This is a genomic window from Desulfuromonas svalbardensis (genome assembly GCF_055389415.1).
Genome location: NZ_AP042416.1, coordinates 2,585,622 through 2,598,561, shown reverse-complemented (window position 1 = coordinate 2,598,561; position 12,940 = coordinate 2,585,622). Strand labels below are relative to the sequence as shown.

The window sequence follows — 12,940 nt, the reverse complement described above, 5'->3', positions numbered from 1 at the left end:
TTAGGTGATATTTTTTTTATTGTACTGATTTGTGGCGTAATTTGGGGTGCAATCTACTTGAGTAAACGTTCGCAAAAACCACCAAATTAATCTTCATTATTTTATGCTTGCTTGAAGTGGGCTCTCCTAGGCATAATAACCGTCATTTTAATGATAAAGGAGAATGGATTTGAAGAGTAGATTAGCTGTTGTTGTGTTGATGGTACTGTTGGTGCCAACGATTGTATTTGGCGCTGGATTTCATATCCGTGAGCAGGGTGCAAAGGCGATGGGGATGGCCAATGCGTTTGTTGCTCAGGCGGATGACCCTTCTGCTGTGTTTTACAACCCTGCTGGAATTGCATTTCAAAGTGGTACACAGGTAAGTCTCGGTGTCACGGTTATTAATGTGCCTGAAACTGAGTTTAAAGGTGAAACTGAGCTTGGTGGGACAATTATTGAAGTTGACACTAAAGCCCGCAAGGATGTTTTTTTCCCACCCAATTTTTATGCGACTTTTTCTGAAGAGGATTCTCCTTGGGCTTTTGGTATTGGAATAGGTTCACTCTATCCACTAGCAAAACGATGGGATAATTCAAGTCCATTTAGGGATGAAATCAAAGAAATTGCGATCAAGCCCATCAATGTTAATCCCACGATTGCTTATCGTTTTGATTCCCTTAATTTGTCAATTGGAGCTGGTCTCGATTATACCTATGCTCAGGTTTGGTTAGAAAAGGATACTTTTGCTGGTCCTTTTGGGCATATTGCATCAACTGAAATTGAGGGTGATGGAGATGGTTGGGGTTATAATTTCGGTGTTCTTTGGAAACCTATCAATTCCCTCAGTGTCGCAGTAGCATATCGTAGTGAAGTTGAATTAGACATTGAGGGTGATGCTGATTTTCTCGTTACTCCGACAGGGCAAGCTGTTATAGGTGGGAAACTAGGTGTTGAACCTGCTCTCATTCCTGTTACTGCATCATCAGATGCTTCAACTGAGATTACATTGCCAGATACTTGGAGCTTTGGTGTAGCTTGGCATCCAACTGATCGTCTTACGATTGAATGTGATGCCGATTATTTTGGCTGGAGTTCTTACGATGAATTGGATATTGATCTAGGTCCTCGAAGTCCACTAGGTGACAGCCCTTCCGCTGCCAAGGAATGGAATGATGTTTGGGCGTACCGTGTGGGTGCTCAGTATGCTGTAACTGAAAAGATTGATCTGCGAGTTGGTTACGCTCGTGATAATTCTCCTGTTCCTGAGTCAACAATGGGTCCGGAACTACCTGATTCCGATCGTAATAACTACACCTTTGGAATTGGCTATCATACTGAACGCGCTGTCATCGATTTTGCTTATATGTGGGTAGATTTTGATGATCGTAAAGTTGATAATGAAATCCAGTCAGGTGAGTACGAAAGTGCTGCCCACTTGGTTGCTGCAAACTTGACCTATTTCTTTTAATTGGTTAAGAGCTATATGATGTACAAAAGGGTGCCCAATTGGGGCACCCTTTTTATTTAAATTGAAGAAGGTGTCAGGTTATGTCGATGATTGATTTATCTAAGTTTGCGATTGTGTTGGTTGCACCACGTCAACCGGGTAATATTGGTGCCGTGTGCCGTGCTATGGCTAATTTTGGTGTGACTGACCTGCGCTTGGTGACCCCATGTGATCGTTTTCATCCTGAAGCGGTAAAGTTTGCTGTGGATGCAAAACTGCTATTAGGTCAAGCAACGTTACATGAAACGTTGAGTGATGCTGTGGCAGATTTAACCATGACTGTTGCTTTGACGCGTCGCTGTGGTCGTTTGAGAGGAGAATTGCATCCAATTGCTGCAATTCAACCCTTAATTACAACCCTGCCAGAGCAAAGCCGTATCGGACTTGTTTTTGGCCGTGAAGATTGTGGTTTGAGCACTGAAGAGGTTGCTCAGTGTTCTCACGCCGCAACCATTCCTACATCGGGTGTGCTTGGGTCTAAAGGGTCACTTAACCTAGCTCAGGCTGTAGTGGTGACCTTGTATGAGATGAGTTGTGAGCGCACTTATGAAATGCCTGAGAGTGTTGACTCTGTGCAGCCTCTGCCATCGCAGAACGATACCGATGCGCTGATGAATCAAGTCGATCAATTGGTTGATCTGGTTGGCTATACCAATCCGAGTCGTCCTGAGGTATTTAGTGGTATGTTGCGTAGCCTATTAGCTAAAGCAAGACCTAATATTAAAGAACTTAATATGTTACGTGGTGTTGTTGAGCAATTATCGCAAAGTGTTCAAGGGTGGCCAGGTCGGCGGCGCGGTTAAGCGTTGCTTTGTTTTGATGTGAATCTTTTCTCAACCAGTAACCAAAATGCCAGTGTTGTAATGCCTACTGTTGAGGCAATGATGCCAATGGTGAAAATCTTGTCTGACCAGTTTAGTGAGATAAGCCACATAGCAAAAGCACCAACGAGAAAAAATATGAAAACGAGTAAAGACGATGCCGCACCAGCATACTGATCCACTTGCTCCAAAACTAGATTGTTACTTGGTGGTCGGCTGATTCCAAGGGAAAATGTAACAATAGCCATGGGCAATGCGAGGGACCAAGCTCCAATGTCGAAGCGCATAATCATGAAAAGTCCGCCGACAGCTATCCCTGTAAAACCTAACGTCATTACATGAATTAATCCATGCTTCTTAAGCAGCCGCGTACACAGTAATGACCCTGCCATATACGCTCCTGCGTTAATAGCATAGAAAAAGCCGAAGCGTTGCTCCGTTAGGCCAAGTTTTGTTATGTAGATATCAGCTGATCCTGCAATGAATGCAAAGTGCGGTAGGGCGACAAGTGATACCATTATAGCGTAGTAAATATAACGTTTGTTACGGAGTAGTTTAATGTAGATTTTTGCGGTATCCATCGCACTTAAGGCTGAAGGCTCTTGAAGGGTCTCCTTCATCATCAATACACCTACCCACGAAATCATAGCGATAACGGCTTGCGCAACAAATATCCAGCGCCATGAACACCAAATCATAATCCAGCTACCTATCATGGGTGATATGGCTGGAGCCAAGGCCATTGTTACTCCCATCCAAGCTAATATTCGTGTCCGTTCTGTTGCAGTATAAATATCTTTGGTGATCGCTAGCGCTAGAGCCGCTGCTGCTGCAGCACCCGAAGCCTGGAGTATTCGGGCAATTATTAGAGTTGTTACATTGTCAGCTAGGGCGCACAAAATTGAGGAGATAATGAATATACTTATTCCTATAATGAGTGGCCGTCTTCTTCCGAAGCGATCAGAAATCGGGCCATAAATTAATAGCGAAAAACAATAACTGATAAAGAAAGAAATAAGCGTTAAGTTTATGACTGCTAAAGGTTGATGCCAAACCCTTTGTAGGTGGGGAATTGCTGGCAAGTACATGTCCGTTGCTAAGGGTGGGAACGTGGAAAGTAAGGCTAGCAATATGAAAATACGAGATTTAGACATCGAAGTGGCAATCAATTAAGTTAGAAAACAGGAATTCACAGTAACGGTTGAATGAGAAAGGCATCTTCGCAGAAAACGATCGGTGGTGTCATGTAGTTTTTTTGCGAGAAGGTTAAAAGGGGGGAGTGAAGATAAAAAAATAGCCCCGGGCTAAGGAGGAGAAAGCGCCGAGGCTCAAATGAAGTAAGGTATTTCTTTGTTTTTAAACTTACCTATTAACATTTGCACGGTGTATGCCGTATTTGTTGATATTGCTGATAAAATCATTTTTTATGTAAAAATTGATATTTTTGAAGGAAATTTAGTGTTTCCCCCACGTGTTAGCGTTCCATTAATCGTATTATAGCCCCTATCGTGTACTTCTCAAGAGGGGGATATGTGGAAATCGTTGATATTTAAATGAGTTTAAGTCTAATGACGTATTTTGATAGTTAAAACCCTGAATGAATATTCTGTTATATTAATAATAGTATTAATGAATATTTAAAGTGACTTTTTTCGGAATATCACATTTAGGCAGTCATTTTAAATTATGGTTTGATATCGAGGTATTGGTATAGATCAATAAATGGGGCCCCGTTTAATGGGGTTAGATAGTGTTGTTAGGTGCGGATGTCGATACGGCTACAATGTTTTAATAGTTGTGATTGACAGTATTTGGGGCGAATGGTAAAACAACATTCTATTGCTATTGAAAGGGAGCTGTGATGGTTAAGGAACTAATTGGTAAAAAGCTTAAGAAGATGCGGCTAAATAACGATATGACGATCGAGGGCTTAGCGAATAAGTCTCACGTATCATCTAATATGATTTCGCGTATTGAACGAGGGCTTACAACACCATCCGTTGAAATTTTGATGAAGTTAGCGACCTCTTTTGGCATGAGTATCAGTTATTTTGTTGAGGAGGCAGAAAAGGGTTCGACAGTTGTTTATACCCCGAAAGGAAAAGGGGAACCCATTTTCTTTTTCGAAGATAAACACCAAATTGTTAGCTTGACTCAGGGGTTGCGTGATCCTGGTTTTACTGTTTTCCATGATACGCTTGAACCTGGTTGTAATAGTGGTGAAGGTGACATGGTTCATGCCGGTGAGGAATTTGCGATGGTCCATGAGGGTCAAATGCAACTTATCATTGAGGGTGAGAGTTATCTGCTATCCGTAGGTGATTCAATCTCATTTAAAGCAAATCTTCCCCATCGCTGGGTTAATACCTTTGATGGACAAACTTTGGTGATGTGGGTAGTTTCTCCGGCCCCAAGTGTCGCTCAGCAACAAGCATGAGGAGCAAGCGATGAAATTACGCAAAATTATTGGTAAAAAACTTAAGTCGATTCGTCTTGGTAGTGATTTAACTATTCAGCAACTTGCAACCAGCTCTGGTGTTTCATCTAATATGATCTCACGAGTTGAAAGAGGTTTAACCATTCCTTCCGTCTCGATATTGATGAAGCTGGCGACGGTTTTTGATAAAAGTGTAGATTACTTTGTTGAAGAAGTGAGCACGACCCATGAGGTTGTTTTTTCGACGTCAGGACAGCGCGACGCGACAGTTTATGAAGACAGTTCAAATATGCTGACTGAATCATTTACATCAGGATTGCGGGATCCTCAGTTTACGGCATTTTATTGCACGGTACCACCAGGTGGTAAAAGTGGTGTTGCGGCAATGCATCATCCCGGTGATGAGTTGATTTACTTACTTGAAGGGCAGCTGACGGTTGAGATTGTCGATGAAGTATATACGTTAAATCCAGGTGATAGCTTATCCTTTAAATCACATCTTCCCCATTCTTGGATTAATAGTGGCGATAACGAAGCTAAGGTTGTATGGACACTCTCCCCTTTTACCGTTATTTAAATAACAAATTCGCATAGATCACGTATTGACACATCCTGCTAATACTGTATGTTTAATTAGGTTAATAATTATATTTCGGCGTTTTATTTAAGATTCTGTTTTTATGGTCCCGCACGTTGTTGGAGGTTCTATGAATAAATCTGAGTTGATTGAAGCGTTATCATTGCAGCAAGACCTGACGTACAAAAAGGCTGAGGAAATTATTAATCTCATGTTTGATACCATGACTGAAGAGTTGATTAATGGTGGACGCATAGAGATACGCGGATTTGGCAGCTTTGTTGTAAAGGATTATAAGTCTTATGTCGGACGTAATCCAAAAACAGGCGAAGCCATTCAGGTTAAGACTAAAAAGCTTCCATTTTTCAAGGTTGGTAAAGAATTACGTGAGCGTGTTGATGGCTGAGTAGAGTTTCTCGGGCCAGCATTATTTCAACAGACGTTTTTCATCGGTGTTCTATACGACTGTAAGAAGCATATAGCAGATCGAAAAACGGCCACTTTCTGGAATGAAACAGAGGATTTTGTCTCCTTTGTTTAGTTTGTCAGAATGAAAGAGTTCTTCTAGCATAATATATATGGACGCTGAACCAGTGTTTCCCTTGGTGGCCAAATTTGTAAACCACCGCTCAAATGGGATGTGAAATCCTTTTTCATCCATTCTTTGGTAAAGCCTATCCCTAAAATAATCTGAAGAGTAGTGGGGAACAAACCATGTGATCTCTTCCGCTTTAATTCCCCGTTTGCTGGCAATAGGTATTAATGCACGGTCTACTGCCGTAGGGATAATTTTCTCATTGAGAAGTTTAACATCCTGTTTAACCAGAAAAGCTTTTTCATCGACAGCTTGTTGAAGCGATGGAAATGAACGCCAGCCTTTTATCTCCCCTGTTTCAGTTTTAACCGCTCCAGCATACATACAGGTTTCAAGTTCATGTGCGCTAGAGAGTTGATCGATCCATTCCACCTTTAGTGAATGGCCCACCTCTGATGGTTTTGGGCTGATAAATGCGGCCCCGGCGCCATCTGATAACATCCAGCGTAAAAAATCGGCATCAAATGAGAGCGACGGTTGATTTTGAAGCTCCTCTGAACGTTTCTGATCAACCTGCCCACACATGGAGGCACGCATGAAGGTGGAAGATAATTCTGAACCTGTTGCGACAGCATTTTTTGACTCACCAAGTGCGACCTGCATACAAGCATGCTTTAATGCCGTGACTCCACAAATGCAGATGCCTGCCGTTGAAACTACTTCACAAGGGCCGCATGCAAGTTCACCGTGTACCATTGATGCATGACCCGGCATGATCTGATCCGCCGATGAAGTGCCGCAACACAAACATTCGATTTCATCTAATTTGAAGTCGGCAGTAGGGCGTAGCATGCGAACCGCTTCAGCGGTCAATTCAGCATTGCTGTGAGTAAGTTCAAAGGTGTCAGGGTTGATCGCATAATAACGTTGTAAGATTTTATTGTTACGTAGAATGATACGACGTGTTCGTGACGGAATATTGTCAACTAACCCTAAGATTCTCTCCATTTCGATGTTACTAATGGCAGAATTAGGTAGAAAGGCGGAGATGTCAGTAATGTAGGCTTCCATGTTTGTTCCTAAATTTTTGCTTTGTTATGACATGAACGCATTAAGTCAGAATAGCGACTGTAGAAACGTTTTTCAGTTAACCGTGTAGGGGTTACCGCATTGGTCAAAGTATAGAAATCAAGATTGTGTTCACATATTTGATGCTTCATATCCGCATACAATTCAGTCCCGGGTAGCGGGGTTAGAATGGTTAACATGGGGAGATCGATTTGATGTGAGGTAATATAATTTTCAAGTTGATCAAAATCAGCTTCATCATAATCTGGATCAACAATAAAGTCACCCACAACAGTGATGCCCAATTGATTTAGGATTCGAAGTGCTTCTGTATTTAGCGCTGTGGTTCCCTCTTTGTTCATGGCCGTAAGGCGTTTATCACTGATCTCTTCAAAGCCGATCACCACTGAACGCAGGCCAATTTTTTTCCACTCTTCTAATAGCTCAGGATGGCGAACAACGGTGTCGGCACGAACATCAATAAGAAACTGTTTAGTAATCCCTGCATCTTCAATTGAGCGGCAGAGTTGCCGTGCGTGGCTAATAGAGCCAAAGGTGTTGGCATCAACGAGTCGAACAAAAGGAACATCGTCAAGACATTGCAGATCACGCACCACATTTTTGTTACTTTGACACAGGTATTGGCCACCAGCTTGACCCGCAATCGAACAAAAAGAGCAGCGGTAAGGGCAGCCATAGGCGGTGACAACATAGCCCATGTGCACCTGTAAGTTGGGTAGGAAATAACTGTCGCGGTATTGAGAGGTTAAATCGTATCGTGGTGCTCTGGCGTGGGAATAATCCTTAGATTTAAATTTCCTTGCTATCCATGTTAATGGTTGTTGAGCCGATGTTTTAGCGACCCCAGCAATATCTGGTACAGCGAGCTGCTGACCTGTTGACTGACTAAGCATCGTTACGAGTTCAGCCAGTGAGTGTTGTCCTAAGCCGATAACAATATAATCGAACATACTCTGATTGAAAAAATCAGGGTCGTTGCTGGCGTGAATGCCACCAACAATGGTTATGATGTTACCGTGTTGTTTGACCTGATGTGCTAAGGCAACGACGGCGTTCGCTTCACAGGTCATCGCCGTAAATGCAACAATGTCTGGCTTGAACTCTACTAGAGTGTCGCTGAAGCTGTGTGGTTCAGCTTTCAGATCAATAATTTTTACTTCGTGACCATCTAAGTAGCTGGCTAATACTTCCAAACCAAGAGGTTCACCGCGAAATATTTGCTTAAGAGAATCAAGACCGTAGCGCTCTTCAGGGATACTTCGACCGCTATTAGGTGGATTTACGAGAAGAATATTCATGAGTTAATTTGACATGTCAAGAAGAGGGCGTGTTTCGTAAACAGAAAATCGTACGGCAGCAACCATCATTTTTGCGGCTTGATTGCCAGCCGTCTGTTTGATTTCGGCTACTCGTTGATCTTTGAGTGCACCATCATAGAGGATCTCTTCTAGCTTAAGGTAGAGTCTGATCCCTTGCCAGGCTGGTAGGAAATCAGCTTCCTTAAAGGCGATGAAAACCGCTTGAGGATTTTTCTGTAAATTTTGCAACGAGCGATTGTCACCTAATGCTAAAATTAGTTGGTTGTCGTCTGACGTAATAGCCGAACCAATCACAGCACAATTGGGCATTCCATTGCTATCTGCTGTAGATAGGATTCCAACTTGTTTGGGGTCAGAGATGAATTTTGCATAGTCGAAGGACATGGTAACCTTGTCGCATATTTGGTTTATTGCATATCGAAGTTGTAGTGTTTTGTAATATAAATACCCATGCCATGCAATGACAATTAATAATTCAGGACATTTTCTATATTGTGGAGATCGTTAATGATGGAACACCGTACACAAATTCGCGTTCGTTATGCTGAAACAGATGCTCAGGGGATTGTTCACCACGCTGTTTATCCCGTTTGGTTCGAAGAGGGGAGATCTGATTTTTTACGCAAAGTCGGTGTCGCTTATAGTCAGTGGGAACAGCAGGGTTATTTTGTTGTGGTTGTTGACTTAACCAGCCGTTATGCCAAACCAGCCTACTATGAAGACAACTTGACGGTTGTTACCTGTTTAAAGAGGTTCAGAAAACGGTTGATGGAGTTTAGCTATTGCGTTGTGGACGAAATGGGTACGAAGATCGCTCATGGTACAACGCGCCACCTTATAATGGATAAAAAGGGCAAGCCAAGTGCGCTCTCAAGCGATTTTTATCAGCAGATTCAACATAAAATGGCCGAAAGTACGGAGCAATAAAAAAGCAGGAAGGTTGCCCTTCCTGCTTTTGTGTTTTATCGGAGTGTTAAACCGATATAAAATCAGTTTTTTTGCTTACAGTTGAAACGTTAAGCACATTCAGAGTAGCCACAAGAGTGACAGACACTGCAACCACCTTCGTGCTCAACTGGGCCGCCACATTCTGGACATGCGCCACCGCCAGCAATATGTTGTTGGCACTCTTCATCTTCTGTTTGCATGTGCATTTGGATCGCTTTTGCTAATGCATCGGCGCAAGAGGTGATCCGGTTCGCGCCAAAACCAGCTGGTTTATGACATGAAATTCCCACCAATTGCTTAACCGTTTGCCGTGCTTGTACGCCACTTCGCCAAGCCATGGATACCAAACGACCTAAGGCTTCACATTGTGATGCCGCACAACCGCCAGCTTTACCCATAGTGGTAAAGACTTCGAACAAACCATGTGGATCTTCGTTGATCGTAATATACAGCGGGCCGCATCCTGTTTCCATCTGGTATGTGGCACCGTTTAGTGTCCGTGGCCGATCCCGCTTTCTACCACCTTTTTTATTTTCCATCGGAATAGCTACTTCTGATCCATCATCCGACTTCTTGACTGACAACACTTGATGGTCACGCGAACCATCACGGTAGATTGTTACTCCTTTACAGCCACTTTGATACGCAAGTTGGTACACGTTGGCGACATCGTCACGGGTGGCACCATTGCAAAAGTTGACTGTTTTAGAAACCGCATTATCTGTGTGTTGTTGAAATGCCGCTTGCATACGGATATGGTCTTCAGGGGTGATGTCGTGCGCGGTAACAAAGACACGACGAACATCTTCAGGGATTTGATCAAAGTCTGCAATCGTCCCTTTTTCAGCGATCAGTTTCATGAGTTCTAGAGAGTAAAAACCACGCTCTTTGGCAATCTTTTCAAATAATGGATTTACTTCAACGAGAATGTCATCATCCATCACTTGGCGAACATAAGATACCGCAAAAAGTGGTTCGACACCGCTTGAACTATTGGCGATGATCGAAATTGTTCCCGTTGGCGCAATGGTGGTGCACGTCGCATTACGGATCTCTGGCTCGTGACGGGTGTCGAATGCGCTCCCTTTAAAATTAGGAAATGCGCCTCGATCTTTGGCTAATTGTCGTGAGGCAGCATGAGATTCATCATTGATGAATTTCATCACTTTGGCACCGAGGTCGGTTGCTTCTTGTTCACGATAGGAGATGCTTAACAAGATGAGCATGTCAGCCCAGCCCATGATACCGAGACCAATTTTACGGTTGGCCAAAGTCATCTCAGTGATTTCAGGGATGGGGTAGTTGTTCGCTTGAATTACATTGTCAAGAAAACGAGTTGCACGCTGAACGGTTAATTTGAGCTTATCCCAATCCACTTGGCCGTTTTTGATCATTTTAGAAAGATTGATCGAGCCGAGATTACACGATTCGTAAGGCAACAACGGTTGCTCACCGCATGGATTGGTACTTTCAAACTCACCAATATGTGGTGTTGGGTTGTCACGATTTAAGCGATCAAGGAAAATTATTCCAGGCTCACCGTTGCTCCAAGCCATATCAACGATGTGATCAAAGACCTTTGCAGCAGACATGCGGTTGCACACTTCTCCTGTACGTGGGCTGAGAATGTCGTACTCGCTGTCGGTTTTAACTGCCTCCATAAAGGATTCCGTCATACCAACTGAGATATTGAAGTTTGTTAGTACAGTTTGATCCCGTTTGCACATGATGAAATCCATGATATCAGGATGATCAACACGTAAGATACCCATGTTTGCACCGCGACGGGTTCCACCTTGCTTGATGGTTTCAGTTGCCGCATCAAACACTTTCATGAATGATAGTGGCCCTGACGAAACACCTTTAGTTGACATCACAACATCATTAGCGGGGCGGATACGGCTAAATGAGAAGCCTGTACCGCCTCCACTTTTATGGATCAAAGCGGTATTTTTGATTGCTTCGAAAATACTTTCCATTGAATCTTCAACAGGGAGTACAAAGCAGGCTGATAGTTGACCCAATTCGCGCCCAGCATTCATCAATGTTGGTGAGTTTGGTAGAAATTCAAGGTTGGCCATCATGTCGTAAAAATCGGCAGATACTTTTTTAACATCCGCTTTGGCATCAAATTCAGTTTCGGCGCCTGCGATGGCTAGAGCAACACGTTCAAACATGTTTGCTGGAGTTTCTAAAACGTTCCCTTTTTCGTCACGCTTCAAATAGCGACGTTCGAGGACAGTTAGGGCATTTTTAGTGAGGGGTAGAGCGGTATTCTTCATACTTTTTGACATCTGCGTGTCCTTTTTAAGAGGGGAACCTTTCACTACATTGTGTGTGAGACTGAATTTAGAACACAATATATCGTGGCTGTCAACGTAGTTAATGTCCGAATTGTTGTACTCGATCTATCGTGTAATGAAATGAAGTTGCCTAAACCTAAGCAGGGTGGTAGTTTCAGAAAAATATGGAAAATTTTTGTCATGTAATTTTATTTTTGGCATCTTATTTGCCTCAATTCTTCAAATTTGGAACACACCATGTCATGTGAGTCTGGCGAAAAAAATGTTATTTATTTAGATAATGCAGCGACCTCTTTCCCCAAACCTGAATCAGTTTATCTTGCCCAAGATCATATCTCCCGTACATGTTGTGCTAACCCCGGCCGTGGAGGTCATTATTTAGCCCATCAAGCAGCTAAAATCGTTCTGACAGCTCGGTTGGACCTAGCCAGATTTTTTAATATTCGTGATTGTGCCCAAATCGCCTTTACCTCCAATGCCACTGAAGCCATCAATGTTGCTTTGTTCGGGTTGTTACAGCCGGGAGATCGCGTTGTAACGACCAGTATGGAACACAATGCTGTGTCGCGACCATTATATGAACTTCAGCAACGTGGCGTTGAGGTTGTGAAAGTGCAGGCCGATCACTACGGTCGTGTCACTCTCGAAGACATTCAGGCGGCTTGTCTTGTTTCAACACAACTTGTTGTCTTAAGTCACTGTTCCAACGTAACGGGGACGGTGCAGCCGATTAATGAAATTGGTCCTTGGTGTCGTCAGCAGGGAATCACCTTTATGGTCGATGCCGCTCAAAGTGCTGGAGTGTTTCCCCTCGATGTTGAGGCGATGGCCATTGACCTCCTTGCTGCTCCGGGACATAAGTCGTTAATGGGGCCGCAAGGGGTTGGTTTTTTGTACGTCGACGAACAAATACACCTTAAGCCGCTTAAATATGGTGGGACGGGCACGTTTTCAAGCCAACTATCGCAGCCTGAACAGATGCCAGAACATCTTGAATGTGGTACATTAAATACGCCTGCCTTGGCGGCACTTAGTGCTGGCATCCATTTTGTTGAACAGGTTGGTGTGACCGTTATTTGCGAGCATGAGCAAAAATTGTCGAATCGTTTACGCCAAGGGTTGGCTTTGATTGATACGGTTACCCTGTATGGCCCTGTTGAGGCCGAAGGCAGTGTTGTTTCCTTCAATATTGATCAAAGAGATCCTGCCGAAGTGGGTTTTTTACTGGATCATTATTATAATATCGGCGCACGGGTTGGTTTACACTGCTCTCCTGACGCTCATCGCACCATCGGATCGTTTCCTCAGGGGACGATTCGTATCAGTCCAGGTTATTTTAATACGCAAGAAGAGATTGATTGTTTGTTAACTGCAATAACTGAAATTATTGGTGACTCTTCGTCTGTACCATCTGTTTGATTC

General features: G+C 43.3%; 12 protein-coding genes. 7 read left to right on the top strand and 5 right to left on the bottom strand.

Annotated elements, in window-relative coordinates; all coding sequences use genetic code 11:
• Positions 1-163: 163 nt before the first annotated feature.
• Both ACZ5KY_RS11680 and ACZ5KY_RS11675 read left to right on the top strand, forming a co-directional pair.
• Positions 164-1,450: an OmpP1/FadL family transporter gene (locus ACZ5KY_RS11680; RefSeq protein ID WP_464244076.1), complete on the top strand. Its 1,287-nt coding sequence runs from the start codon at positions 164-166 to the stop codon at positions 1,448-1,450.
• 80 nt (positions 1,451-1,530) lie between these two features.
• The gene (locus tag ACZ5KY_RS11675; RefSeq protein ID WP_464244075.1) at positions 1,531-2,292 is read left to right on the top strand and encodes an RNA methyltransferase; all 762 of its coding nucleotides are present in this window, start codon (positions 1,531-1,533) and stop codon (positions 2,290-2,292) included.
• On the opposite strand, the gene ACZ5KY_RS11670 is transcribed toward ACZ5KY_RS11675, so the two are convergent.
• On the bottom strand, positions 2,289-3,464 hold the full coding sequence (locus ACZ5KY_RS11670) for a multidrug effflux MFS transporter (RefSeq protein ID WP_464244074.1): 1,176 nt from the start codon (positions 3,462-3,464) through the stop codon (positions 2,289-2,291). The genes ACZ5KY_RS11675 and ACZ5KY_RS11670 overlap by 4 nt on opposite strands.
• 707 nt (positions 3,465-4,171) lie before the next feature.
• On the opposite strand from ACZ5KY_RS11670, the gene ACZ5KY_RS11665 reads away from it, so the two are divergent.
• The 3 genes from ACZ5KY_RS11665 to ACZ5KY_RS11655 all read left to right on the top strand — a co-directional run bounded on the left by ACZ5KY_RS11665 (position 4,172) and on the right by ACZ5KY_RS11655 (position 5,730).
• On the top strand, positions 4,172-4,747 hold the full coding sequence (locus ACZ5KY_RS11665) for a cupin domain-containing protein (protein WP_464244073.1): 576 nt from the start codon (positions 4,172-4,174) through the stop codon (positions 4,745-4,747).
• 10 nt (positions 4,748-4,757) lie between these two features.
• On the top strand, positions 4,758-5,324 hold the full coding sequence (locus tag ACZ5KY_RS11660; protein ID WP_464244072.1) for a helix-turn-helix domain-containing protein: 567 nt from the start codon (positions 4,758-4,760) through the stop codon (positions 5,322-5,324).
• A gap of 130 nt (positions 5,325-5,454) precedes the next feature.
• Positions 5,455-5,730, top strand: a complete 276-nt coding sequence (locus tag ACZ5KY_RS11655; RefSeq protein ID WP_464244071.1) for an HU family DNA-binding protein — start codon at positions 5,455-5,457, stop codon at positions 5,728-5,730.
• Between the two features lie 51 nt (positions 5,731-5,781).
• On the opposite strand, the gene ACZ5KY_RS11650 is transcribed toward ACZ5KY_RS11655, so the two are convergent.
• The 3 genes from ACZ5KY_RS11650 to ACZ5KY_RS11640 are packed head-to-tail and all read right to left on the bottom strand — an operon-like array spanning position 5,782 to position 8,651.
• A complete protein-coding gene (locus tag ACZ5KY_RS11650) occupies positions 5,782-6,930 on the bottom strand; it encodes a beta-ketoacyl-ACP synthase III (RefSeq protein ID WP_464244070.1) in 1,149 nt (382 codons plus the stop codon).
• An 8-nt stretch (positions 6,931-6,938) separates the two neighbouring features.
• Positions 6,939-8,246 carry a B12-binding domain-containing radical SAM protein gene (locus ACZ5KY_RS11645; protein WP_464244069.1) on the bottom strand — a complete coding sequence of 436 codons (1,308 nt, stop codon included), beginning with the start codon at positions 8,244-8,246 and terminating at the stop codon, positions 6,939-6,941.
• Between the two features lie 3 nt (positions 8,247-8,249).
• Positions 8,250-8,651, bottom strand: coding sequence for a pyridoxamine 5'-phosphate oxidase family protein (locus ACZ5KY_RS11640; protein ID WP_464244068.1), 402 nt, complete (start codon positions 8,649-8,651; stop codon positions 8,250-8,252).
• Positions 8,652-8,774: 123 nt separating this feature from the next.
• On the opposite strand from ACZ5KY_RS11640, the gene ACZ5KY_RS11635 reads away from it, so the two are divergent.
• Positions 8,775-9,194: an acyl-CoA thioesterase gene (locus ACZ5KY_RS11635; RefSeq protein ID WP_464244067.1), complete on the top strand. Its 420-nt coding sequence runs from the start codon at positions 8,775-8,777 to the stop codon at positions 9,192-9,194.
• A gap of 89 nt (positions 9,195-9,283) precedes the next feature.
• On the opposite strand, the gene ACZ5KY_RS11630 is transcribed toward ACZ5KY_RS11635, so the two are convergent.
• A complete protein-coding gene (locus ACZ5KY_RS11630; protein WP_464244066.1) occupies positions 9,284-11,509 on the bottom strand; it encodes a vitamin B12-dependent ribonucleotide reductase in 2,226 nt (741 codons plus the stop codon).
• A 246-nt stretch (positions 11,510-11,755) separates the two neighbouring features.
• Between ACZ5KY_RS11630 and ACZ5KY_RS11625 the strand changes: the two genes are divergently transcribed.
• A complete protein-coding gene (locus ACZ5KY_RS11625) occupies positions 11,756-12,937 on the top strand; it encodes an aminotransferase class V-fold PLP-dependent enzyme (RefSeq protein ID WP_464244065.1) in 1,182 nt (393 codons plus the stop codon).
• Positions 12,938-12,940 lie beyond the last annotated feature (3 nt).